Genomic DNA, 24,365 nt, shown 5'->3' with positions numbered 1-24,365 from the left:
GGTGTTGAGGAGTACCCGTGACCCTGGCTCCGGCGTTTCCCCTGAACCCGGCGTTTCCCCCGGCCGGACCCACCGTGAGCTGCTCCGCCGTGCTCGCCTCGACCTATCAACGGCTCACCACCCTCTGCGAGTCGTTGAGGGTGGACGTCGTGGCCCCCGGTTCGCAGGCCGCCCAAGGATGGGCCGACGGCACCGAACTGGCGGAGCGTCCGGAATTCCTCGACGCTTTCCTCGACGCCGAGGCTTGGCGTATCCAGGAACGTCACGCGCACCCGGTTCGGCGGGACGTCGCCGCATCCCGGGCCCTGCACGACTACCTCTGGTCCGTCTGCCTGTTGATGAGCGGCCCCTGGTTTCTGGAGCGACGCGTGCCGCGGATCCGCCCGCGCGACGTCCGGATCAGTCTCACCACCGGAGCGTTCGGCATCGTCCCCGGCGGCTTCGCCTGCCTCCCCGACGATCCGGCGGCCGGTCTCCCCGGGGCCCGGGTGCGGGTACATGAGGAGGCGCTGCGGGCGGAGTTGCGCGCTGCCGTCGCCGACCACGTACGGCCGCTGCTCGCCGCGATCGGCCCGCAGGTGCGGCGCGGGGCGCGGGCGCTGTGGGGCATGGTCGGCGACGACCTGGTCTCCGGCATCTGGTACCTCGGCCGCATGCTGGACCAGGAGGAGCATGCCGTGCGGGCAGCCGGCGAGCTGCTTCCGGGACCCGTGCCACCGTTCCCCGGCGGCGCCGACTTCCGGCGGCTGACAGGCCGGGAAGGGCAGTCGTATCTCACCCGGACCCGTCTCGGCTGCTGTCTCTACTACGCGATCCGCCCTGCCGAGGCGTGCGGCACCTGCCCGCGAACCTGCGACTCCGAGCGGCTGCGCCGGCTTGAGGGCGACACACCCCCCCTTGCCGGTGACAGTGCCGGTGTGCATGCGGGTGGCGGTGCCGGTGCAGTGTCTGTACCTGTTTCTGTTTCTGATCCCCGGTCCTGAGTAGCCTGGGGGCCTATCGTGGCCTGGTGTCCGAGGGCACCGGACGGACCGGGGAACGGAACTGTCGGGCCTGCGGTGAACGGCGGAAGCCGGGAGCCGGCCTGATGCCCGGTTGCGCTCCGGGGCGTGTCGTGCCAGGCAGTGGCGCACGGAACGGTGGCTGCGCAAGCGGCTGGCGACGGTGAAGGACGGCGCCGGTGAGGCGGAGTGCCCGGGCGCGCCGAGGCGTCTATGAATAGGTGGCGTGCGCGCCGGTCGGGGTGTTCTACTCCTGTGGTGTTCATGACGACTTTCCTGCAGGAGTTCGAATCCTGGTACTGGAACTGCGAGTTCGACGACCCGGAACTGACGGCCGCCTACGATGCGACGGGCACCGCGACGACCCCGGAGGAGTTCGAGCAGGCGTTCCTGGTGCTGCTGCGCAGCAACGACACGGTCGCCAGGGGGACCGCGCTGGACTTTTACGACCGGGCGGGTGCCACGAGCCGGTTCGGGGAGGAGAGCCCGTTCGACGCGCACACGGACGAAGTCGTGTCCGTCGCCCGGGAGTTGCTGCGGCAGCCGCCCAGGCCCGAGGACGAGTACACATTCGAGGGCGCCAACCACGCGAGCGCGCTGCTCGGGCTGAAGAACGCCGCGGGCCCCCAGGACGCGGACGCGATCGTCGGAATCCTGGAGCGGTTCCTGGAACGGACGCCGGATATAAACCTGCACGACAACGCGCTGGTGGTGGCCGGCGTCGTGCTGGAGAGCTCGGCGGTGCCCGATCCGCGGCTGGTCGAGCTGGTCGGTGGGCTGGTGTTCGACCGGTCGTCGGACTGCGAGGACCGGCTGGCAGCGCTGGGCGCGCTACGCGAGGCGCCGGGCGCCGAGGTGACCGCCCTCCTGGTCCGCGCGACCGGTGAGGACGAATGGAAGATTCAGCAGGAGGCCGCCTGGGCGCTGACAGTGGGCGGGCGCTTCTACGCCCATCGGGAGCTGCTGGAGGGCCTCATCGAGACCTGGCCGGACGACGAACGGTCCTGGTGGGGGGATTTGGCTCGGCAGGCCCTCGCCGACGGGCCGCACAGCCTGTACTGGGAAGGGCACGAGCCGGAGACCGAGGAGCTGCGCGCGGCGCACCGCGAGCTGCGTTCCCCGACCGACGAGGCCGCGCACCGGAGCGCGTACCGCACGATGCTCCACAGCGGACAGCCGGTGGCCGTGGGGATCGCGCTCGATCACTTCCACCAGGACGACGGACTCACCCGTTTCGGGCTGGACGCGCGGGAGTGGGCGCCCGAGGTGCTTGCCGTCGCCCGGGACGTGCTGGGGCACCCTGAGGCCGGGGCGAACCATGCGAGCGCGCTGCACCTGATGGAGGAGCTCGCCGGGCCAGAGGATGTGGAGGCGCTCGCGGCCGCACTGCGAAGGAGGGGCGGCGCGAAGGCGGCTCGCGAGCGTGCCGTACAGACGGCAAAGAGCTGCCTCACGCGCTGGGAGGCACCGGACGACCGGGTCATCGCCGCGCTGGAGGAGTTCATCCACGACGGGTCGTTGGACGTGGACGAGCGTTCGGAGGCGGTCATCGCGCTCTTCGACCTGCCCACCGCGCCGCAGGCCACCGCCGTTCTGGTACGCGCCACCCGCTCCCCGGAGCTGCCCATCCAGGTGGAGGCGGCGATCGGCCTCACCTTCGAGCACCTGATCGACGCCCACCGGGAGCTGCTGGAGCGGCTGGTCGCGACCTGGCCCCAGGAGGCCGGGAACAGGGCCACGATCGTCCGCTTCGACCTGGGTGAGTGAGGCCCGCCGGGTTCAGACACAGGCTCTTGACTTGTTTTTCAACCTCCGGCCTCGACGGCCTCGAACGGCGTCTCGCACTGAGTCGCCCACCTGGGAGTTCGCCGGATGCGGGGGCGCCTTCGTCTGATCAGGTGCTCCGACCAAGGTGCACGTGACCACGACGAACCCCGCTACGACGTCGGCAAAACCGTCAAAAGCGAAGTCACCATCGCCGCGCTTCAAGCGACCCGTAGATAGAGAACAAGCTCAGTGCCGGTGGCTGACGACGTTGACGACCCGGCCGTTGGGATCGCGTACGAAGAACCGGCGCACGCCCCACTCCTCGTCCCGCAATGAGTGCACGATCTCCGCGCCCCGCTCCACCATCGCCGCGTAAACCGCGTCGACTTCGTCCACCTCGATGCTCATATCGGCCGCGACCGGCGCGGTCTCGTCGTGGGTGGCGAGGGTGAGCTGGGCGGTGGGGTTGGACGGAGAGGCGAGCGTCATGACCCAGCCGTGGTTCATGACCTCCTCAAGACCGATGAGGCCGTAGAAGTCCCGGCTCTCCTCCATGGCCTTGGTTCGAATGTCGGGCACAACACGGCGCACGGACATCGGTATCTCCTACTTGTTCGACATCTGTTGGTCTCCGGTGATCTCCCGTGTGGCGGACACGCCTGATCGCTCGCGACGCGACCAACAGCACTGGAGGGGGCGCCTGTTCAGCTTCGGAGGTGCTCGGTGTCGACCGTCTGAGTGAGGCTGAACAAGGTGTTCGCATCCGGCTCGGACATTTGCTGACGAAGGGCACTTCGGAACAGCTCGTCTCCCAGGAGGGCCCTCTGCCGGCCGAGCCAGTAAAGGTCTGTCCGGGGTGACGCACCGAGCTCCAAGCGCAGGGCGAGTGCTTGCAAGTTGTATGTAATGCCTTGCTCGGGGTGCTGTTGTTCCGTGTGCAGGGCGCCGAGTTGGCTGATGCCGGCGGCGATTCCGGCGCGGTCACCGAGTTCCTCGGCGATGGACAAGGCGGTGCGGTAGTGCTCTCCGGACCGGTCGTAGTCACCTCGGTCCTGTGCGAGTACACCGAGTTGGTGGTGAGCACGCCCGACACCGGGGCGGTCGCCGAGTTCCTCGGCGATGACCAGGGCGGTGCGGTAATGTTTTTCTGCTTGCGAGTGGTCCCCCCGCAACTCTGCGATCGCCCCGAGTTGGCTGGTGCTGGCGGCGATTCCGGCGCGGTCACCGAGGTCTTCTGCGATGGCCAGGGCGGTGCGGTAATGCTGTTCGGCCTCCCGGTATTCTCCCCGTAGTTGGGCAATCATGCCGAGCTGGTGGTAGCCGGTGGCGATGCCAACGCGGTTGCCCAGCTCTTCCTTGATGGCCAGCGAGGCGCGGTAGTGCTGTTCGGCTGCCTCGTAGTCACCTCGGTCCTGTGCGATCCAGCCGAGTTGATGGTAGGTAGTCGCGATACCTGCGCGGTTGCCGAGGTCCTCTGCGATGGCCAGGGCGGTGCGGTAGTGCTGTTCGGCCTCGTCGTACTCCCCCCGCAGTTGCGCGATCATGCCGAGCTGATGGTGGCCGCCCGCGATACTCGCGCGGTTGCCGAGGTCCTCTGCGATGGCCAGGGCGGTGCGGTAGTGCTGTTCGGCCTCGTCGTACTCCCCCCGCAGTTGCGCGAGAGTGCCGAGTTGGTGGTAGGTGGTGGCGATACTCGCGCGGTTGCCGAGTTCTTCGGCGGTGGCCAGGGCGGTGCGATAGTGCTGTTCGGCCTCCCGGTATTCTCCTCGCATCTCCGCGATCACACCGAGCTGGTGCATGTAGGCGGCGGCGACCGGGGAGCCGGTCGGATACCAGGTGAGACTCTCCTCGAACAGCCGTCGCTCCCAGTCCCAGGCACCCCAGGTGTGCAGCTGACCACACACGTACTGAGTAACACCGTCTGCCTCATCAAGGTCGGCGGCCTGGTGATGGTGATGGCGGGCTTCGATGAGCTGGATGATGTCAGCGGTGCTGTCCTGCGGCCATACATAGGCCCGCCATCGCCAATAGGCAGCGGCGCGGCGGTGAGCAGCTGTGAGGGTGTCGTGGTGGGTGCACTGCTGGAGGGCCTCTGCTGTCCAACGATGCACCAGGAATCCGTTCGCCCGGCTGTTGCCGGGTTCGTCCTGGGCTGCGGGGGCCGGAGAAACCAGTCCCAGCTCCAGTAGCAGGCGCAGGGCGCGCTCGGCTTCGCCGTCCAGTACGGCGGGCGCCCTGCGCACCTCCTCCAAGTCCCGCCGGTACCGGGCGATCGTCTCGGACGACAGGCCGTAGTCGTCCCCTGCTGCGAGCCGGGAGGTGCGGACATCATCGATCTGCGCCTGCACGGTCGAGAGGCGCTGCATCAGGGCGGGGTCGGGCCGGGGCGGAGCCGTGAGGTCCGACAGTTGCCAGGCCGCCCCGGTGCGGTCGACCGGCATGCGGTAGACGGCCAAGCCCTCCAGCAGCCGCCGTGCCGTGGGCGCCCTGTCCAGCTGGCCCAGCAAGGTGTCGAGAAGAGTGTCGTCCACGGCAAGTGTGACCGTCTCGGCCAGCGCCGTGTCCAAGTCCCCCTTCACACCGGCCAGCCACCGTTCCGGGGCCTGGATGCCCCGCTGTTCGAGGGCGGTCTCCAATCGGTCGGCTATGTCGGGGAAGCGGGCCTGGCCGCCGCGCAGCAGCGCGTCGAGGTACTCCAGCGCTCGCGGATGCCCGCCGACGTCGGCGTAGGCACGCTGCTGGTCGGTTGGCTCGAGGGCGTCCAGACCGGGCAGCCGCCAGATCAGCTTCCGGGTCTCGGCGAGCGAGAGCGGGCCCAGATGATGCACCACCATCCGCTTGAGCGCTCGTTGGGGCAGATCGAAGGGGTGGCGGCTGGTGATCAGCAGTCGCGTGCGAGGGCTTGCCGTCGTCCAGGCCGACAGGAGACCTGCCAGCTCCGGGTCGGACAACCACCAGCCGGCGTCGGAACGGTCAAGGAGATCTTCGGCGTTGTCGAGAACGAGCAGGAGCGGCAGTCGTGGAAGTACAAGCTGGCGGATCATCTCCCACCGCTGCTGCCACGGCGGAGAGGCATCCGTGAGGGCACCCACGACTTGGCGCAAGGGGTCGCTCTCGGGCAGCACTTCCGCCAGGCAGTGCATGGCCAGGCGTTGCCGCACAGCCTCCAGCAGGGCATCGACGGTACGGGTCGTGGCCGCCGAGACCGGCACGACGAGACCGGCCCGGGAGCCCAGGTGATGCAACAGCTCGGCAGCCAGCGTCGACTTGCCGACCCCGCCGATGCCATGGATCAGTACGCCGGCCTTGCCTGGTTCACGTAACGCGGCCAGCAGCAACCGCAGTTCGGCGCGACGGCCGACGAATTCGCCGACCTTGCGCATCACCATGCCCTCCTCCAGCACGGGTTCCCGTACGACTCTCTCTTCGTCGCCGCCGTGCCCGCGCTCGAACAAGGGCAAGGGCGGTCCAGCGACAAAGAGGGCCGGGGTGGGCCATTCGGGCCAGGCCGCACGTGGGTCTTCGCTCGCCAGTCGCTCCCGCTCGGTCTCCAGCAGGCGGCGCGCTCGGGACAAGGCAGCCAGTGGGTCCGGGCGTTCGGCCCGTGCCAGCTCCTCGTACACGCGAGCGGCCAGCTCGGTGGCGTACTGGTCGGTGACCACGTCGGTCATGGCCAGTACCGTCGGCACCCCCCGCCTCATCAGCTCCCGCGCAAGGCCGGCGCGCGGCTGCTCCGACACTGTGCGGACATCATCGCCGGCACCGCGGCGAGTGATGTCCACGGCGAGCGGTCCGGGTGCGCGGGCGGTGGAGCAGCCTGCCAGCATCATGAGTGGAACGCCCCGCCCGGTCGGCAGTGCCACGTCCAGGAATCGCTGCGCGTCCACCTCCTCCAGCCCGCCCTCGTCGTTCTCCAGCAGCAGCGCACCTGGCTGGGCGTGACAGGACAGATGGAGGATGTGGAAGCGCTCCTGCTCGAGAGCGGCGTGGATCTCGGCCAGGGTGCCCCAGTTCAGCACGCGTACGTACGCCCCGTGCCCGGACCGGGCCGGGTCGACGGCGTTCAGGATCTGAGCCAACTCCCGTTCGTAGTCAAGCAGTTCATTCCGGTCGGTGTGGGGACTGGCAACGACAGCCAGGATCCGCAGCGGACCGGGGAGGTGTGCTGTCGCCGGAGCGGTCTCTCGCCGGACTGTGTGGTACAACTCGACCTGCTCGGACAGCGCCAACGGCCGATCCGTACCGGGGACGACCAGCGTCTCCCACGGCAGATCCGCCCACTGCGGTTCGTCCACCTGGATTCCCAGGCGCAGCGCAGCATGGCGCGCTCGCGCTGCTTGGATCTCATGGCCCAGGGCGGCCGCGACCTCACCTCCCGCGAAGCGCTCGCCCAGCGCCGTACCGATGGCGGTCAGGGTCTCGGACACTCCTCCGAACGACATCGGTCGTCCCGCCGGCCGTGCATCTCGAGTGATCAGTCCGCCGGCCACCCGCGTTCGTTCGCGCCACAGTGTCCACATCAGCTGTTCCATCTCGTGGTCCACACCGCGTGGTGTGAACGACGTCTCGGATCCAGCAGTGGAGAACACCACCGACTCCGCACTCACGCGCAGTATCGCGTGCACCGGACCGGTCATGCCGCCGGCCACGATGTCCGCCGGCACCACAAGCTCACCCGCGCGAGCCGAGTGGGGCAGCGAGGGGCGGCCGCGTACGACCTGTACCAACTGTCGGACAAGGTCCTCGTACTGCATGGGCGAAGCCACCGTACGAAAGTCCACATACTGCCGCGACGCGATGAACGGCGGCAGATCCACCTCTCCCAGCAGTACCGGGATCAGCCGCTGCCGCCCCGCCGCCGTGGCCGCGATGGCCGCCGCGAATTCCTCGCCGGACTGCTCGGAGGCCAACCACTCCGGACTTACCACGGCCACGAGGGCGTCGGCCCTCGCGAGGCCGTCCCGCAAACGCGAGGCCACCCGCTGTCCGCTCAGCAGCTCCCAGGAATCCAGCCACACATCGAGGCCCAGTCGATGCAGATTCTCCGCGAGCGTCCTCGCCCACAGTCGGTCCGTGTGGGCGTATGAGATGACCACGTCGAACCGCGAGGCCATCTGGGGACGGCCGGCACCGAACTCGAACTCACCTGATTCATCGGCGATCTGGGTGGCGATGGCATCGGCCGCGTTCGAAAGGGTGTCCCGCGCGAGATTGAAGCACTGAACGTTCCGTACGACGGGTGGCAGCACGCGCAGAGCGTTGGAGGACGTCACAACGGGCAGAGTGAGCCGTTGCGTCACGGAATTGACCGAATGCCGGAGAAAGTACTGCAGGTCCTGCTCCTGTCCGGCATCTCCGAACTCGTCGGCCAGCAGGACGAAATGGCGGCAGGAGTCGATGATCTCGCGTCGGTCAACGGGGAAGTGGGTAACCTCATCGGCGCTCGCCGGATAGGTACTCACCTGCCTCTCGTGCAGCAGGGGAATGATCTGTCGGGCCAGATCCGCGGTTGCCCGGCCATGGCTCAGGAAGACATCCGTTGCGTAGGAGCGCCTGGCCGCCTGGACCGCGGTGTCGACGTACGAGTCGCGGTTCTCCAGCAGTAGGCGCACGTCGGCGAGGCGGCGCGCGAGCAGCGCGGCAAGAGTGGCGATGCTGTAACTGACCTGTTCAGGGTTCCGGTGACTTTCGGCGATGACCGGCAGGGCCTCGCCGAAGGACCAGATCGGGAAGTAGGGAATGGTCAGACGCTGCAGCAACTCGCCGCTGCTGCTCGCCTTAGGAGCCCAGTCGCGCAGCCGTTGCTTAAAGCGCTTGGCCAGGATCCGGCGCCAGGATTCGCCCTGCTCATACTCGGGTTGGGCGTCGAATCTGCTGAGCAGGGGAACTGTCATCAGACGCGGACGGTCGTAAGGGAGGTCGTCCCTCGCTTTCATGGCTCGATCGGCGATGTCCAGGACTCCGTCGATGTTCTGCTGATTTGCCGTGAAGGCGAGGACCAGGATGTCGGGTACTTGTGCGGTGCAAATGCCACCCGCGTCGGTGATGCCGGTGCGACTGTCGACGAGGACAACGTCATAGTTGTCCATCCATTCTTCTCGCCAACTCTCCAGGACGGCGCCGAAGTCGCACTCGGAGTAGAGCCGCTCCCAGTTGATCTCTTGAAGGCGGGAGACGTACGTTCTGTCGGTTCTGCCCGCGGCGATCAGGTCCAGCCGGACACCTTTGGGCAGATTGACTGCGGTGCGGTTCTTCAGGGCACCTGGCGGCCGGTGGGGTGATGCACGAACCTCCTCGACCATTTCCAGCAACCCCGCCATGGGCGGGTCCATGTGGTCCTTGAAGAAGTAGGTGAGGCCCGGAGCCTCCAGATCCCAGTCGATGCACAGCACCCGATAGCCCCACTGCGCAAGCATGACGGCGGTGTTGGCCAGCGCGAAGCTGCGGCCGACTCCGCCTTTGTAGGAGTAGAAGGTGACGATCTGTCCGGGCTCCATCACGCTCCAAGTCGTGGCATTTGGGCAGCGCGGGGCTTTCCGGCCGGGGGTCTCAGTACCGGCCAGTCGTCACACCATGGAGGTACATCGTTGAGGCGGTTGGAGATTCGCTGAGCCAGTCGCCCGACCTCGCGGTAGAAATCGTCGTAGGACTGGGTGTCTTTATAGCTGGGGTACGGGTTGTTGTATTTCTTGAACCTTCTGTACAGCTGTCGGTTCCTCACGTTCTCCGGAAATCTCTTTCCGTCCGCGAAGACGACGGGGTAGATCAACCCTGGTGCGCCGACTTGCTCCTCCCTCTTCTCCATCGTGCCCCACTCCGCCACGCACCATTCGGACTGGAAATATGGAGGCGAGAGTACGGGGACCAGGAGGCGACTCTTACCGAGAGAATCGGCAAGCATTTCGGGCCAGGGCAGGCCGACCTTCTCGTTCATCTGTTTGTCGATGAAGATTCTTGTGTCTCCGAGCTGATCTTCCAGGCACTTCTTGAGGTTGGGGTAAAAGTGGTTCCACACCCACTCTTTGACGTGTCCCGCGCTTCTGCTGTAGCTCACGAACACGTCGAAACTGTAGTCCACCCCTGCCCCGTTCAGCTGCGAAACCGGCTGCTCAGGTCGTCGACAGGCCGGATGAAGGGGAGTGTATCGGGTTGACGACAAGTCAACTACGGCTTCAGAGAAGTCTGTTCACTCTCGCTCTGATGTGCTACCACCATTGCGACGCTGACGCGGCCCCCCTCGATCTCGTCCCGGAACGTCACCGTCCACGTAAGCCGGAATCCGTATAGCCAGGACCGTTTCGGGCAATATCGAGGAAGTGCCTGGGCGGTTTCCCTGAACACCTTCGCGCTGCCGGGGCCGAGTCGTCCGCGTACTTCTTTCCAGCCAACCCCGGTTCCGGGGAGCAAGAGCCGTTCTCATGGTGCGCAGCTGGAGCGCCCACTCCCCGTACGGTGCTGCTCAGCCGCGGTACGTCTCCAACAGCCGCAGCCATACCTCGCTGATCGTCGGGTACGCGGGCACGGCGTGCCACAGCCGGTCGATCGGTACCTCGCCCGCGACCGCCACCGTCGCCGAGTGCAGCAGCTCGCCGACGCCCGGACCCACGAAGGTGACGCCGAGCAGGATCTCGCGGTCCAGGTCGACGACCATCCGGGCGTGGCCGCGGTAGCCGTCGCCGTACAGGCCCGCCCCGGCGACCGATGCGATGTCGTAGTCGACGGCGCGTACCCGGTGGCCGGCCGCCTCGGCCTCGGCGTGCGAGAGGCCGACGGCCGCGGCCTCCGGGTCCGTGAAGACCACCTGCGGGACCGCCGCACGGTCGGCGGTCGCGGCGTGCGCTCCCCATCGGTCGGTCTCCAGCAGCGGAACCTGCCGGGCCCTGGCCGCGATGGCGGCTCCCGCGATACGGGCCTGGTACTTGCCCTGGTGGGTGAGGAGCGCCCGGCGGTTCACATCGCCGACCGCGTACAGCCAGTTGCTGCCGTCGACGCGGCAGCTGTCGTCCACGGGAAGCCAGGAGCCCGGTTCCAGGTCCACCGTCTCCAGGCCGAGGTCCTCGGTGCGCGGAGAGCGGCCGGTCGCGAAGAGCACCTCGTCGGCCTCGATCCGTTCGCCGCCGTCGAGGACGAGCGTGACGGGGCCGGAGTAGTCGGAGCGTTCCACGGAGGCGACGGAGGTGTGCGTACGGATCTGGGCGCCGGCCTCGGTCAGCGCGTCGGCCACATGCTCGCCGACGAACGGTTCCATCCGGGGCAGCAGGCCCCCGCCGCGCACGAGCATGGTGATCTGCGAGCCGAGTGCCTGCCAGGCGGTGGCCATCTCCACTCCGACCACTCCCCCGCCGACGACCGCGAGCCGCCGCGGCACTCGCTGGGCGCTGGTGGCCTCGCGGCTGGTCCAGGCCTTGGCGCCGGCCAGGCCGGGGATGTCGGGCAGGACGGCGCGGCTGCCGGTGGCCACGGCGACGGCATGCCGGGCGGTCAGCACATGGCGCTCGCCCTCGGGGCCGTCCACGACGACCTGTTTCGGTCCGTGCAGCCGGCCCTGTCCGCGGTAGAGGCGGGCGCCGATCGAGTCCATCCAGCCGACCTGGCCGTCGTCCTTCCAGTGGGAGGCCTCCTCGTCACGGTGGGTGAGGACGGCTTCGGTATCGAGCGGTCCCTGTACGGAGTGGCGTACGCCCGGGACCCTGCGCGCGTCGGCGCGGGTGATCACCGGGCGCAGCAGCGCCTTGCTGGGCATACACGCCCAGTACGAGCACTCGCCGCCGACCAGCTCGCTCTCCACGACCGCGGCACTCAGTCCTGCCGCTCTGACCCGGTCGGCAACGTTTTCCCCGGCAGGGCCGCCGCCCACCACCACAACGTCGTACTCCACAGGTTCCGTCATAGAGCCAGTCTGGTGCCGGGTGTGCGTCCTGGCCACATGGGCAGGGGAGGAATAGCACGGCCCCGGGCACCGTTGTCGGGGGCGAGTCCGTGGGACATCAGGAAGAGGTAGCACGTCATGAGCACTGTTGAGCTCACCAAGGAAAACTTCGATCAGGTCGTCACCGACAACGACTTCATTCTGATCGACTTCTGGGCTTCCTGGTGTGGTCCCTGCCGACAGTTCGCCCCTGTCTACGAAGGTGCGTCGGAGCGCCACACCGACCTGGTGTTCGCGAAGGTCGACACGGAGGCTCAGCAGGAGCTCGCCGCCGCCTTCGAGATCCGCTCCATCCCCACCCTGATGATCGTCCGTGACAACGTCGCGGTCTTCGCCCAGCCCGGCGCGCTGCCCGAGGCCACGCTGGAGGACGTGATCGGTCAGGCGCGCGCGCTGGACATGGACGAGGTTCGCAAGTCGATCGACGAGGCGAAGACCGGCGCTGCCGAGACGGAGCCCTCGACAGAGGTCTGACAGCAGCCCGGAGAGGCCTGACAGCAGTCCGGCTCAGCGCTCGAGGACCAGAGCGAGACCCTGGCCCACGCCGATACAGAGCGCAGCAAGGCCGGTCCCGGAACCCGCGGCCGCGAGCTGATGGGCGACGGAGCCGGCCAGCCGCGCGCCGGACGCACCGAGCGGGTGGCCGATGGCGATGGCGCCGCCGCGCGGGTTGACCAGGGACGGGTCCAGGTCCGGCCATTCGGCGAGGCAGCCGAGCGACTGGGCGGCGAAGGCCTCGTTCAGCTCGAAGGTGGTCAGGTCGGCGAAGGATTTGCCGGCCTTGGCCAGCGCCCTGTGCACCGCCTCGACCGGGCCGAGGCCGAAGAGCTGCGGCTCGATACCGGTGACGGCGGACGTACGGATCCTGGCGAGCGGCTCACGGCCGGTCGCGCGCAGGCCCTCCTCGTTCACGAGAAGCAGGGCGGCGGCCCCGTCGTTGAGCGGCGAGGAGTTGCCCGCCGTCACAGCGCCGTCCACACGGAAGGACGGCTTCAGCTTGGCGAGCGCCTCCATGGACGTGGAGTCGCGGATGCATTCGTCGCGGGCCAGGTCCACTCCGTCGTACGGAACGACCTCACCGTCGTACAGCCCCTTGCCCCAGGCCTCGGCGGCCTTCTGGTGGCTCGCGAGCGCGAAGGCGTCCTGCTCCTCGCGGGTGATGCCGTGCTTGTCGGCGATGAGTTCGGCGCTCTCGCCGAGCGGAATGGTCCACTCGGCGGGCATCCGCGGGTTGGTCATACGCCAGCCGAGAGTGGTCGAGTACAGCTGCTGGTGGCCGGCGGGGAAGGCCCGCTCGGGCTTCTGCAGCACCCAGGGGGCACGGGACATCGACTCGACACCACCCGCGATCGCGATCGACGCGTCGCCGAGCGCGATCGCGCGCGCGGCCTGAATCACGGCCTCCAGGCCCGAGCCGCACAGGCGGTTGACGGTGACACCGGGGACGGAGACGGGCAGCCCGGCGAGGAGGACTGCCATGCGCGCGACGTCGCGGTTGTCCTCGCCCGCGCCGTTGGCGTCGCCGAAGACCACATCGTCGATACGGGCCGGGTCGAGCTCCGGGGCACGGTCCACGAGCGCCTTGACGACATGCGCGGCGAGATCGTCCGGACGTACGGGGGAGAGCGCGCCGCCGAACTTGCCGATCGGGGTGCGGACGGCGTCGACTATGTAGACGTCGCGGATGCTCATCGGATCTCTCCCAAGGCCTGGGCCGTTCGGCTATTGCCTGGTGAACGATGGTTCACACATGCCCCGCCCGAGTCTCTGCCGGGTGCCGTCCGCTGTCAACGGCCGAAGGAACCCACGGTCAACGGCGGAAGGCGCCCGCTGTCGCTCGACACAGGAATCCGCCGGAACGCGGGCATCGGGCAACAGCTGGCTGTCAGGCGTCCTCCGCGTCGACCACTCTCGCCGAGAGCCCGTAGTCCAGCTCCGACCCGTCCACCAGCAGCGCCTCGACCGTGCGCGTCTCCGGATCGATGTCGGCCACCATGCCGTCGCCCGCATAGCGCGGGTAACCGGAGGATCCGTACCGGCCCGTCGCGTCCACGACCGCCGAGCGGATGGCACTCCCGGCCAGGGATGCCGCGTCGTCGCCCTCGATGTGCTCGGGCACCACCAGGATCTCGAAGCGCTGCGGATGAGTACTCATGCAAGCGACGCTAGACACGCCCCGCCCGGCCCGCATGTCGTTCTTGGCAGACCGGATACCGCCCTCGGCGCGCGGATTCAGCTGGATTCGCGGTGGACGGCCCGCGCCCCCATCAGATCGTGCGGCTCGGGCTCGGCGCCCGGGTCGCGTACGACCCGGTCGACGAGCTCCGCCAGGCGTTGTCCGGTGACCAGGTCGATCCGCACCGTGCTCAGACGTGGCCGCAACAGCTTGCCCAGCAGCAGATCGTCGGCACCCACCACCGCGGTCTCTCGCGGGACGTCGATGCCCGCGTCCTGGAGTGCGCGCATCAGGAGCATGGCGTACTCGTCGTTGTAGGCGTAGACCGCGTCGAGGCCCAGTTGCCGCCAGCGGGCGGCGAGTGCGCCGGCCGACTCCTCGGCGTACGACAGGGGCAGCGGCTCGATCCGGGCGCCGGTCCGGGTCGCGGCCTCGGTCGCGCCCACGAGCCGGGGGCGGGAGAAGAGCTCCAGGCCGGGTTCCTCGGGCAGCACGACGCCGATGCTGCGGCAGCCTCGGCCGATCAGATGCGTCGCCGCGCAGCCGCCGATCTCCCGCTGGTCCATGACGAGGGAGTGCGCGCCGTCGACGCGCTCGGGTCCCAGCGTGATGACGGCCTTCGCACCGGAGCGTTTGAGGACGTCGACGCCGTGCGGGGTGAGCGCGACCTCGCCGAGCGAGACGACCGCGACGGGCCGCAGTTCGGCCCAGGCGCGGGCGGCCTCGTCGCCCTCGAGGCCGAGGCTGCCGTACTGCACGACGGTGTAGTCCAGGCGGCGCAGCGCGCACTGGAGTTCCTTGAAGAAACGGCTGTAGAGCGGGCCGACCGGGACATGGGCGGTGGGCAGCAGGACCGTCCGGGTGTGACCGGCGCGCAGGCTGCGGGCCGCGGCGTGCGGCACATAGCCCAGTTCTTCGGCGGCCTCGTGGACCCGCCGGCGGGTGGGCTCACTGATCCGGACGGCCGAGGTGTTGTTGAGCACGTACGAGACGGTGGCGCGCGAAACTCCGGCCAGCCGGGCGACATCGGCACTGGTGGGAACGGGGCGTTCTGCGGACTGCTTGGGTGTCTGGCTCATCGCTCTCCGCATCCTTCCAGACCGGTTCCGCGCCGGGTTTCGCGGATGGCCGGAAACGAATGCCGCACAGCGTTTACACGCGTCAACGACCCGTATCGCATTGCTGGTTCCCTCGCTGGTGACGGTCGCCGACCCCAGCCGCGCGGGTAGGCTCCCCGCCATGGACGACGAGTCGATGGTGGGGCTGCTCGGGCGGGTGACCGGCACGGTCGGACCCGGGCTCGTCGGTGAGGTCATCGTTCATATCCGCGGCGGCGCCGAGCACTTCCTCGCCTATCCGGCCTCCGCGCAGGACCGCATCGAGACCGGCACGGTGGTGACGGTCGTGGAACATCTGCCGCCGCGCACCGTCTATGTCACATCCGCGTACGGCAGTTGAGCCCCCTCCCGATCAGGAGGACACTCCCGGTCATCCGGTGCCGGACGGCACCGGGCGAAGGGGGCTGTGCCGATGGTTGTCGGCGTCGCGGCGGGACTCGTACTCGCTGCCATCATTGTCCTGATCAGCCTGTTCAAGCTCATGTGGCGAGTCGCCGAGCCGAACGAAGCGCTGATCATTTCTGGCTCCACGCACCGGACCGAAGGCCTCGGCGAGGGTATGGGGTTCCGTATCGTCACCGGACGCGGAACGCTCGTCCTGCCCGGCATCCAGGCGGTGCGCAAAATGTCGCTGGACCTCAACGAGACCGAACTGTCCGTGGACTGCGTGACACACCAGGGCATTCCACTGAAGGTGCGCGGGGTGGTCATCTTCAAGGTCGGCGACGACTTCGTGTCGATCGCCAACGCCGGACGCCGCTTCCTCGATCAGCAGAAGCTGATGGCGGAGCGCGTCCACAACGTCTTCGCGGGCCATCTGCGGTCCATTGTCGGCGGGTTGACGGTCGAGGACATGATCCGCGACCGGGAGAAGCTGACCGGTCAGACGCGGGCGGCCTGCGGCACCGAGATGGAGAAGCTGGGCCTGATCGTGGACTCGCTGCAGATCCACGAGATCGAGGACCCGACCGGTTACATCAAGAATCTCGCGGCACCGCACGCCGCCGCGGTCCAGCGGGACGCCCGGATCGCGCAGGCCGAGGCGAACCGGCGGGCCACGGAGGCCGAACAGCAGGCTGCGGCCCGGATGTCGGAGGCGACGAGGGACAGCGAGATCCTGCAGGCGGGCTATCAGGCGGAGCGTGACAAAGCCTCGGCGAAGGCGAAGCAGGCCGGTCCGCTCGCGGACGCGGCCGCGCGCCAGCAGGTCGTGGTCGAGATGACCCGGGTCGCAGAGTTGGAGGCACACCGTCGCGAGCAGCAGCTCCAGGCGGATGTGCGCAAGCCCGCGGACGCCGCGGCGTACGAGAAGCGGACGCTGGCCGAGGGCGAGCGGGACGCCCGCATCTCCGCGGCGCAGGCGGAGGCGAAGGAGACCGAGCTGGCGAGCGCGGCGAAAGCCACGGCGACCCGGGTGACCGGTGAGGCGGAGGCTGCGGCGAACCAGGCCCGCGGGCTCGCGGTGGCCGCGGCGGTGAAGGCGAAGGGTCTGGCGGAGGCCGACGCGATCAAGGCGCGTGCGGCCGCGCTCGCCGAGAACCAGGAAGCCGTTGTAGCCCAGCAACTGGCCGAGAAGTGGCCGGAGATCGTCGAGGCGGGCGCCGGTGCGTTCAGCAATGTGGATCACATGATCCTGCTGAACGGGGCCGACGGGATGTCGGACATGTTCGCGAAGGCACTGACCATGGGCGGTACGGGGCTGGGTCTGGCGCGCCAGCTGCTGTCGACCATGAACCAGAACGGTGGCCAGGGCGGTGGCCGGAGCGCCGGCCAGAGCGCTGTGAGCGGCGCGGTGAACGGCATGGTGCCGCCCGCACCGCACACCGAGAAGATCCCGGTGACCGACGAGCCGAAGGACTGAGTCCCGCTGAGTAACGGCACCCGCCCTGCGGAACGGACCGCACAGGTCCTACCGTGTGGCGGGTGACGATCTTCTCCGGCGCGGCGGGCGCATCCGGCGCATCCAACGGCCCCTCCGACCTTCCCGGCAGCAGCGGCCCCGCCGCCACCACCGAGGCCGACCCCACCGAGGTGGGCCCGGTCCGTACCTCGTACGCTCCGGATCGCGACGGCGATCCCGATCCCGGCGAAATCGTCTGGACCTGGGTGCCCTTCGAGGAGAACGACGGTCGCGGCAAGGACCGGCCGGTGCTCGTGGTGGCCCGTGAGGCGGCCGGCACGTTGCTGGCCGTACAGCTCTCCAGCAAGCGCCATGACCATGACCGCGAGTGGGTGGCGATCGGTGTCGGGCCGTGGGACCGCGCGGGACGCGAGTCCTGGGTCGATCTCGACCGGGTGCTGCGGGTGCATGAGGACGGTATGCGCCGTGAGGCGTGCGCGCTGGACCGGCCGCGTTTCGATGTGGTCGTACAGCGGCTGCGGGAGCGCTACGGCTGGAGCTGACCGGCGAAGGTGCGCCGGAAGGCCTCGAGTGTCGGGCCCTCGGCCGTACGGTCCAGTACCGCGAAGACGACCTCCTCGAAGTGTCCGGCGAACCGGCCGCTCCCGGTGAGCAGGGCGTGGAAGGCGTCCGCCACCGCCGCGGGGTCGTTGCGGAAGACCCCACAGCCCCAGGCCCCGAGCACAAGGCGCCGGTAGCCGTGTTCCACGGCCGTCTCCAGGACCCGCTCGGCCCGCGCGGCGAGGGCCGCCGGGATGCGGTGCGCCTGATCGGGGCTGCGGCTGGTGATCACTCCGGCGTTCGGCGCGGGCGAGGTCAGAAAGCCCACGGTGTACGGCGCGCCCAGCAGCCGGCCGCGGTCGTCGCGGAAGACCGGGACGCCGGGCGAGTGGATGACCCGGTCGGTGTAGAACGGGTTGCGCTCGGCGCGGTGATGGTCGTAGAACTCCGGGGCGCGCAGCAGTGTGGCGTACAGCGCCGAGGCGCGGCAGAGCGCCTCCTCCTGGGCCTGTGCGCCGTTGAGATAGCCGCCTCCCGGGTTGCGCGCGGAGGCGAAGTTCAGGACGGCGACCGGCGCCTGGTCGGCGGCCGTCAGCCGGCGGGCCGCTTCCGTGCTGCTCTCGGCCGTGACCTCGAAGGCTGTCGTACGGTCCGTGTCCGGCGTGACCTGGACGGCCTCGGGCCCGTACATCCTGGTGCCGGCCAGGGCGGCGGTCACCGCCCGCCCGATCGGGACCTCTCGTCCATCAGGTCCGAGGTAGTTTCCCGTTTCAACGATCGCCTCGGTCTGCTTCGCGATCCCCCGCAGTCGTGCACTCATGAGGGACATCGTCAGTGACCGGCAGGAGACGCGGCAAGCGTATTTCCGACTGCCAAGGGCACTCTTGTGCGAAGCGGCGGCCGTGGACTTAGGTTGGCAGAGTGCCTTCGACAGGAGGAGTCGATCATGCATCCACCCGATGCCGGTGACCAAGGCCGGCCGATCGCCGAGGATGAAGCGGAGGACCTGCTCCGATGTATTTGCTTCAAGAACGGCCCGCCCCGCACCGTGGGTGTGGAGGTGGAATGGCTCGTTCATGACCTGGACCGACCCGAGCGCCCGGTCCGGGCCGACCGCCTGACGGCGGCCTTCGACCAGGTGCGTTCCCTGCCACTGAACTCCGCTCTCACCTTCGAACCAGGCGGCCAGCTGGAGCTCAGCTCGCCACCCGCCGCCTCCCTGATGGAGTGCATCGACTCCACCGCCGCCGATCTGGACGCCGTTCGCGCCGCGCTCCGCCCGGCAGGCCTCGCTCTCACCGGACTCGGCCTCGACCCGTGGCATCCGCCGCGCCGGCTTCTCCATGAACCCCGTTACGACGCCATGGAGGCGTTTTTCGACCGGACGGGTCCGTCCGGCCGCGCCATGATGTGCAGCTCCGCATCCATCCAGGTCTGCCTCGACGCGGGCCACGAGGAGCCGGGACCGCTCGGGCACGGCCGGCGCTGGCAGCTCGCGCATCTGCTGGGCGCGGTGCTGATGGCGGCCTTCGCCAACTCCCCCGCACGGGAAGGGCGCTACACGGGCTGGCGGTCGACCCGGCAGGCCGTGTGGGCCGCGCTCGATGCCGTACGGCCGGTGGCGCCGCCCCTGTACATGGAGCCGCACTCCGCCTGGACCGCCCACGCGCTCGACGCGCCGGTGATGTGTGTACGGGCGGCCGACGGGCCGTGGGAGCTGCCGGAGGGACTGACCTTCCGGCAGTGGATGCGCTCAGGGGTGCCGCGTCCGCCGACCCGGGAGGATCTCGACTACCACCTGACCACGCTCTTTCCACCCGTCAGGCCGCGCGGCCATCTCGAGCTGCGCATGATCGACGCCCAGTCCGGAGAGGACGGCTGGATGGTGCCGCTCGCCGTCACCACGGCCCTGTTCGACGACGCCGAGGCGGCGGAGACGGTCTATCGCGCCGTCAAACCGCTGGCAGAGACGGCAGGTCCGCTGCCCGCGCCGCGCAATCCGCTCTGGATCACTGCCGCAAGGGACGCACTGGCCGATCCCGAGCTGCACGCGGCCGCGGTGACCTGCTTCTCCGTCGCACTGGAGGCACTCCCCCGTATCGGCGCGTCGGACGCCGTGCGGGACGCGGTCGCCGCCTTCAATGAGCGCCATGTCCTGCGGGGCCGATGTCCCGCCGACGATCTGCGCTTCCCCTCCCTCGGGAAGGAACTCCGCACATGACCGAAGAACTCCGGCGGCGCGCCCTCGACGCGCTGACCGCCGCCAGAGCCCGGACGGCCACGCTCACCTCGTGCGTCGACGACCATGAACTGACCGCGCAGCACTCTCCGTTGATGTCCCCGCTGGTCTGGGACCTGGCACACATAGGCAACCAGGAGGAGCAGTGGCTGCTGCGTACGGTCGCCGGGCGTGAGGCACTGCGGCCCGAGATCGACTCCGTCTACGACGCCTTCGAACATCCGCGCGCACTGCGCCCCACGCTGCCGCTGCTGGCCCCGGCCGAGGCACGTGCGTACGCCTCCGACGTCCGCGGCAGGGTCCTGGACGTCCTCGACCGCACCCCGCTGGAAGGCGGGCGTCTCGTCGATGCCGGCTTTGCGTTCGGGATGATCGCCCAGCACGAACAGCAGCACGACGAGACCATGCTGATCACCCATCAGCTGAGGAAGGGGCCGGCCGCGCTCACCGCGCCCGAGCCGCCGGCGGGCAGCACCAGGGGCCTGCCGGCCGAAGTCCTCGTCCCCGGTGGCCCGTTTGCGATGGGCACCTCCACCGAGCCATGGGCGCTGGACAATGAGCGGCCCGCGCACCAGCGTCTCGTATCGGCGTTCTTCATCGATACGGTGCCGGTGACCTGCGGCGCGTACCAGGCCTTCATCGAGGACGGCGGCTATACGGAGCGCCGCTGGTGGGCGGCCGAGGGCTGGGACCAGATCCGGCAGCACGACATCGCCGCGCCGCTGTTCTGGCGGCGTGAGGGCGGTCAGTGGCTCCGCCGCCGTTTCGGCGTGACGGAGCCGGTGCCCGCGGACGAGCCGGTGCTGCATGTGAGCTGGTACGAAGCCGACGCGTACGCCCGATGGGCGGGACGGCGGCTGCCCACGGAGGCCGAGTGGGAGAAGGCCGCTCGGCATGATCCGGACGCCGGCCGTTCGCGCCGCTTCCCGTGGGGCGACGACGATCCCACACCGTCACACGCCAATCTCGGCCAGCGCCATCTGCGGCCCGCTCCCGTCGGCAGCTATCCGGACGGTGAATCACCGCTCGGTGTACGGCAGTTGATCGGCGATGTGTGGGAGTGGACGTCGAGCGACTTCCTCCCGTATCCGGGTTTCGCCGCCTTCCCCTACCGCGAGTACTCCGAGGTCTTCTTCGGCAGCGCGCACAAGGTGCTGCGCGGCGGTTCGTTCGCCGTGGACGCGGTGGCCTGCCGCGGCACCTTCCGCAACTGGGATCTGCCGGTGCGCCGCCAGATCTTCTCCGGGTTCCGCACGGCACGGGACGCGGCTCCGCAGGAAGACGGCGTCGCCTGATGTGCCGCCATCTCGCCTTCCTCGGGCCTGCGCTGCCGCTCGGGCAGCTGCTCGTCGAGCCCGTGCACGGCCTGTACCGGCAGTCGTGGGCGCCACGCCACCAGCGACACGGAACGGTCAACGCCGACGGTTTCGGGGTCGGCTGGTACGCCGAGGACGATCCCGTACCCGCCCGCTACCGGCGCTCCGGCCCCATCTGGGCCGATCTCTCCTTCGCCGACCTCGCCCGCGTGGTCCGCAGCGGGGCCCTGCTCGCCGCCGTCCGCGACGCCACCGAAGCGGGCGCGGACGGCGAGGCGGCGGCCGCACCGTACGCCGCCGGGCCGTGGCTGTTCAGTCATAACGGCGCGGTCCGCGGCTGGCCCGGCTCCCTGGAGCGGCTCGCCCTGACGCTGCCCGCGGCCGAGCTGCTCTCGCTCGAGGCCCGCTGCGACTCCGCGCTGGTGTGGGCGCTGCTGCTGCACCGGCTGCGCGACGGCGACGAAATGGGCCAGGCGCTGGCCGACACCGTCCGGGAGACCGCCGCGGCCGCGCCGGGGTCCCGGCTCAATCTGCTTCTCACGGACGGCGAGACGATCGCGGCGACCGCGTGGGGCGACACGCTCTGGTATCTGGCCGAGCCCGGCCGCCGCACGGTCGTTGCCTCGGAGCCGTACGACGACGATCCGCACTGGCGCGAGGTTCCCGACCGCACCCTGCTGGCCGCTACCCGCACCGATGTCCTGCTGACCCCGCTCAAGGAGCCCACCGCGTGAGCCCGTTCCTGCTGACCCGAACCCTGCCCGAGGACGCGACGGACGCCGCCCTGCGCGCGGATGTGCTGCACGGCCTGACCCGTACGCCCAAGGCTCTGCCGCCGAAGTGGTTCTACGACGCCCGCGGCAGCGAGCTGTTCGAAGAGATCACCCGGCTGCCGGAGTACTACCCGACACGTGCCGAGCGGGAGATCCTGACCGCTCGCGCATCCGAGATCGCCGCGGTGAGCGGGGCACGCACCCTGGTGGAACTGGGCTCGGGCTCCTCGGAGAAGACCCGGCATCTGCTGGACGAGCTCAACGGTCTGCACAGCTATGTGCCGGTCGATGTGAGCGAGAGCGCGCTGACGGGCGCGGCCAAGTCGCTGCTCGCCGAGCGGCCAGGGCTGAACGTCCATGCCCTGATCGCCGACTTCACGCGCGGGCTTGCGCTGCCCGGCACCCCGGGGCCGCGTCTGGTCGCCTTCCTGGGCGGCACGATCGGCAATCTGCTCCCTGCCGAGCGCGCCGTCTTCCTGCGCTCCGTGCGCTCACTTCTCGCACCCGGCGACGCGCTGCTGCTCGGCACTGATCTGGTGAAGGACGAGGAAGTCCTGGTCAGGGCTTACGACGACGCGTCCGGGGTGACGGCCGCGTTCAACAAGAACGTGCTGTCCGTCATCGCCCGGGAGCTGGGCGCGGACATCGACCCCGACGACTTCGACCATGTGGCGCTGTGGGACCGCGAGCAGGAATGGATCGAGATGAGGCTGCGGGCCCGTTCCGCGCTGAACGTGAAGATCCCCGAGCTGGATCTGGAGGTCTCCTTCGAAGCGGGCGAGGAGATGCGTACGGAGGTGTCGGCGAAGTTCCGTCAGGAGGGTGTACGCACCGAACTGGCCGAAGCCGGGATGGTATTGACGCACTGGTGGACGGATACGGAAGGCAGGTTCGCGCTCTCTCTCGCGACGGCCAGCTGAGCCGCGCGGGCCAGTGAGCGGCGGTCGGGGCAGCTCCCCGCGGGGATGACCGGCAGCAGCCGGATCTCCGCGGTGAGCCCGCCGGCCGCCGCGACCCGCCACAGGGACGCGGCCAGCGGGTCGTCGCCGACGAACGCGGCCGCGCCGGTGGGCAGATAGCTGATGCGCACGGGCTGGACGGCGGCGCCCGCGTCCAGCGCGGCCTGGAAGACGGCGGGCCGGAATCTGCCCTGACCGCGTCCACACCAGGTGGAACCTTCGGGGAAGGCTATGACGCGTGACCCGTCGTCGAGCGCGGACGCCATCTCGCGGACGGTGGCGGGCAGCGTACGGAGCCGGTCGCGCTCCAGGAAGAGGGTGCCGCCCCGGGCGGCGAGCGGCCCGAGGACCGGCCATCGCCGCACCTCGGTCTTGGCCAGCATCCGTCCGGGCAGGGCCGCCGCGATCAGCGGTATGTCCAGCCAGGAGATGTGGTTGGCGACGACCAGAGAGGCCCGGGGCCCGTGCGGCAGGCCGACGATCCGGAAGCGTACGCCGAAGGCGCGTACCACCGCGCGCGCCCAGCTCCGGGTCATGACGTCCCGGACCCGGGCGCCGAACAGGGTGCCCAGCAGTGCGGCCAACGGTGCGAGCAGCAGGCCCACGACGACGGCCAGCGTCCCCGCCAGCAGCCGGGCAGCCGCCCTGAGCGCGCCGGCCGCCGGGCCGTGGTGTGTCGCGCAGCCCCGCGGGGTGCAGGGTGCGCTGGGCAGCCAGACGCTCATCGCGCCGGGGCGAGGGAGAGGAAGTGCCGCAGGTAGCGGGGGTTGGTGCGGCGCAGCGAGAGCAGGACGTACAGGTCCGCGACGCCGAAGTCGGGGTCGTGGGCGGGCGCTCCGCAGACCCAGGCGCCGAGTCGCAGATAGCCGCGGAGCAGGGCGGGCAGCTCGGTGCGCCCGGCGGGCCGCTCGACGGACTCGGGGTTCCAGAGCTTGTGGGGCGTGACCCAGTACTCCTCGGGAGCGAGGTTCTTGGCCTTCACGGTGTCCCAGGTGGCGGCCGCGAGGGTGCCGCCGTCGGCGAGCGGGATCGAGCAGCAGCCGGCCAGCCAGTTGTGTCCGGTGCGGACCATGTAGCGGGCGAGTCCGGCCCAGATGAGCGCGATGACGGCGCCGTTGCGGTGCAGGGGGTGGACGCAGGAGCGGCCGACCTCGACGAGGTCGTCGCGGATCGGGGAGAGCCTGGCGAGGTCGAACTCGCCCTCGGAGTAGAGGCGTCCGGCGACCCGGGCGCGGTCGGGCGGCAGCAGCCGGTAGGTGCCGACGACCTCACCGGTGTCCGCCTCGCGGACCAGAAGGTGGTCGCAGTACGCGTCGAAGGCGTCGATGTCCAGGCCAGGCTCGGGGCCCTCGAGCCTGGCTCCCATCTCACCGGCGAAGACCTGGTGACGCAGCCGCTGCGCGGCCCGTACGTCCTCCTGGTCGCGGGCGAGAGCGACGACATAGCGGGGCTGGTCGGTTTCCGGGCCGGGAGCGGCCAGGGGTGAGGGCATGGGCGCGGAGAGCTGTGCGGGGAGAGGGGCGGGGACGACGGCTGGCGATGCGGGCATGGCAGTCTCCTGTGCCGGACGGTAAGGGACGGACCGCGGGTGCGGCGGCCCGGCTCCTTACTTCTTCCGTGGCCGACTGGATTCGACATGACCGCTCGGCGGAGACTGGATGTGCGACGGCTGAATGGCGGGGAATA

General features: G+C 69.6%; 20 protein-coding genes. 10 read left to right on the top strand and 10 right to left on the bottom strand.

Annotated features, from left to right (window positions below):
- Positions 1-23: 23 nt before the first annotated feature.
- Positions 24-983: a (2Fe-2S)-binding protein gene (locus tag ACFYXH_RS22960; RefSeq protein WP_389566772.1), complete on the top strand. Its 960-nt coding sequence runs from the start codon at positions 24-26 to the stop codon at positions 981-983.
- A 282-nt stretch (positions 984-1,265) separates the two neighbouring features.
- Positions 1,266-2,768, top strand: a complete 1,503-nt coding sequence (locus tag ACFYXH_RS22955; RefSeq protein ID WP_389565917.1) for a hypothetical protein — start codon at positions 1,266-1,268, stop codon at positions 2,766-2,768.
- 246 nt (positions 2,769-3,014) lie between these two features.
- Here ACFYXH_RS22955 and ACFYXH_RS22950 read toward each other — a convergent pair whose 3' ends face one another.
- The 4 genes from ACFYXH_RS22950 to ACFYXH_RS22935 all read right to left on the bottom strand — a co-directional run bounded on the left by ACFYXH_RS22950 (position 3,015) and on the right by ACFYXH_RS22935 (position 11,658).
- Entirely contained in the window at positions 3,015-3,365 is a 351-nt protein-coding gene (locus ACFYXH_RS22950) for a VOC family protein (protein ID WP_389565915.1), read from the bottom strand.
- Between the two features lie 107 nt (positions 3,366-3,472).
- Positions 3,473-9,265: a tetratricopeptide repeat protein gene (locus ACFYXH_RS22945; RefSeq protein ID WP_389566769.1), complete on the bottom strand. Its 5,793-nt coding sequence runs from the start codon at positions 9,263-9,265 to the stop codon at positions 3,473-3,475.
- Positions 9,265-9,828, bottom strand: coding sequence for a TIR domain-containing protein (locus ACFYXH_RS22940; RefSeq protein WP_389565913.1), 564 nt, complete (start codon positions 9,826-9,828; stop codon positions 9,265-9,267). The genes ACFYXH_RS22945 and ACFYXH_RS22940 overlap by 1 nt, the downstream gene beginning before the upstream one ends.
- Before the next feature lie 399 nt (positions 9,829-10,227).
- The gene (locus ACFYXH_RS22935; protein ID WP_389565910.1) at positions 10,228-11,658 is read right to left on the bottom strand and encodes a dihydrolipoyl dehydrogenase family protein; all 1,431 of its coding nucleotides are present in this window, start codon (positions 11,656-11,658) and stop codon (positions 10,228-10,230) included.
- 117 nt (positions 11,659-11,775) lie between these two features.
- Between ACFYXH_RS22935 and trxA the strand changes: the two genes are divergently transcribed.
- Complete coding sequence (gene trxA, locus ACFYXH_RS22930; RefSeq protein ID WP_327327444.1) at positions 11,776-12,171, top strand: thioredoxin; 396 nt, start codon at positions 11,776-11,778, stop codon at positions 12,169-12,171.
- Between the two features lie 33 nt (positions 12,172-12,204).
- Here the strand turns inward: trxA and ACFYXH_RS22925 are convergent, their stop codons facing one another.
- From ACFYXH_RS22925 to ACFYXH_RS22915, 3 genes are all read right to left on the bottom strand, one after another.
- Entirely contained in the window at positions 12,205-13,389 is a 1,185-nt protein-coding gene (locus ACFYXH_RS22925; protein WP_389565907.1) for a thiolase family protein, read from the bottom strand.
- 193 nt (positions 13,390-13,582) lie between these two features.
- Positions 13,583-13,852, bottom strand: a complete 270-nt coding sequence (locus ACFYXH_RS22920) for a hypothetical protein (protein WP_389565905.1) — start codon at positions 13,850-13,852, stop codon at positions 13,583-13,585.
- Positions 13,853-13,929: 77 nt separating this feature from the next.
- Entirely contained in the window at positions 13,930-14,952 is a 1,023-nt protein-coding gene (locus tag ACFYXH_RS22915; protein WP_389565902.1) for a LacI family DNA-binding transcriptional regulator, read from the bottom strand.
- 160 nt (positions 14,953-15,112) lie between these two features.
- On the opposite strand from ACFYXH_RS22915, the gene ACFYXH_RS22910 reads away from it, so the two are divergent.
- From ACFYXH_RS22910 to ACFYXH_RS22900, 3 genes are all read left to right on the top strand, one after another.
- Positions 15,113-15,331, top strand: coding sequence for a hypothetical protein (locus ACFYXH_RS22910; RefSeq protein WP_385308847.1), 219 nt, complete (start codon positions 15,113-15,115; stop codon positions 15,329-15,331).
- 72 nt (positions 15,332-15,403) lie between these two features.
- The gene (locus tag ACFYXH_RS22905) at positions 15,404-16,852 is read left to right on the top strand and encodes a flotillin family protein (RefSeq protein WP_389565899.1); all 1,449 of its coding nucleotides are present in this window, start codon (positions 15,404-15,406) and stop codon (positions 16,850-16,852) included.
- A 68-nt stretch (positions 16,853-16,920) separates the two neighbouring features.
- On the top strand, positions 16,921-17,394 hold the full coding sequence (locus tag ACFYXH_RS22900; protein ID WP_389566766.1) for a type II toxin-antitoxin system PemK/MazF family toxin: 474 nt from the start codon (positions 16,921-16,923) through the stop codon (positions 17,392-17,394).
- Here ACFYXH_RS22900 and ACFYXH_RS22895 read toward each other — a convergent pair.
- Complete coding sequence (locus tag ACFYXH_RS22895; protein WP_389565897.1) at positions 17,379-18,212, bottom strand: TIGR02452 family protein; 834 nt, start codon at positions 18,210-18,212, stop codon at positions 17,379-17,381. The genes ACFYXH_RS22900 and ACFYXH_RS22895 overlap by 16 nt on opposite strands.
- A 126-nt stretch (positions 18,213-18,338) precedes the next feature.
- Between ACFYXH_RS22895 and egtA the strand changes: the two genes are divergently transcribed.
- Genes egtA through egtD form a run of 4 tightly spaced genes read left to right on the top strand, consistent with a single transcriptional unit; the run spans position 18,339 to position 22,640 of the window.
- Complete coding sequence (gene egtA, locus ACFYXH_RS22890; protein ID WP_389565895.1) at positions 18,339-19,613, top strand: ergothioneine biosynthesis glutamate--cysteine ligase EgtA; 1,275 nt, start codon at positions 18,339-18,341, stop codon at positions 19,611-19,613.
- A complete protein-coding gene (gene egtB, locus ACFYXH_RS22885; RefSeq protein ID WP_389565892.1) occupies positions 19,610-20,926 on the top strand; it encodes an ergothioneine biosynthesis protein EgtB in 1,317 nt (438 codons plus the stop codon). Before egtA ends, egtB begins: the two co-directional genes overlap by 4 nt.
- A complete protein-coding gene (gene egtC, locus ACFYXH_RS22880) occupies positions 20,926-21,681 on the top strand; it encodes an ergothioneine biosynthesis protein EgtC (protein WP_389565890.1) in 756 nt (251 codons plus the stop codon). Before egtB ends, egtC begins: the two co-directional genes overlap by 1 nt.
- Positions 21,678-22,640, top strand: a complete 963-nt coding sequence (egtD, locus tag ACFYXH_RS22875; RefSeq protein ID WP_389565887.1) for an L-histidine N(alpha)-methyltransferase — start codon at positions 21,678-21,680, stop codon at positions 22,638-22,640. Before egtC ends, egtD begins: the two co-directional genes overlap by 4 nt.
- On the opposite strand, the gene ACFYXH_RS22870 is transcribed toward egtD, so the two are convergent.
- Positions 22,535-23,404: a lysophospholipid acyltransferase family protein gene (locus ACFYXH_RS22870; protein WP_389565885.1), complete on the bottom strand. Its 870-nt coding sequence runs from the start codon at positions 23,402-23,404 to the stop codon at positions 22,535-22,537. The genes egtD and ACFYXH_RS22870 overlap by 106 nt on opposite strands.
- The gene (locus ACFYXH_RS22865) at positions 23,401-24,228 is read right to left on the bottom strand and encodes a GNAT family N-acyltransferase (protein ID WP_389565882.1); all 828 of its coding nucleotides are present in this window, start codon (positions 24,226-24,228) and stop codon (positions 23,401-23,403) included. The genes ACFYXH_RS22870 and ACFYXH_RS22865 overlap by 4 nt, the downstream gene beginning before the upstream one ends.
- Positions 24,229-24,365 lie beyond the last annotated feature (137 nt).

It is taken from the genome of Streptomyces sp. NPDC002730 (assembly GCF_042888805.1).
In the GTDB taxonomy this organism is placed as follows: domain Bacteria; phylum Actinomycetota; class Actinomycetes; order Streptomycetales; family Streptomycetaceae; genus Streptomyces.
This window is presented reverse-complemented; position numbering and strand designations above follow the sequence as displayed.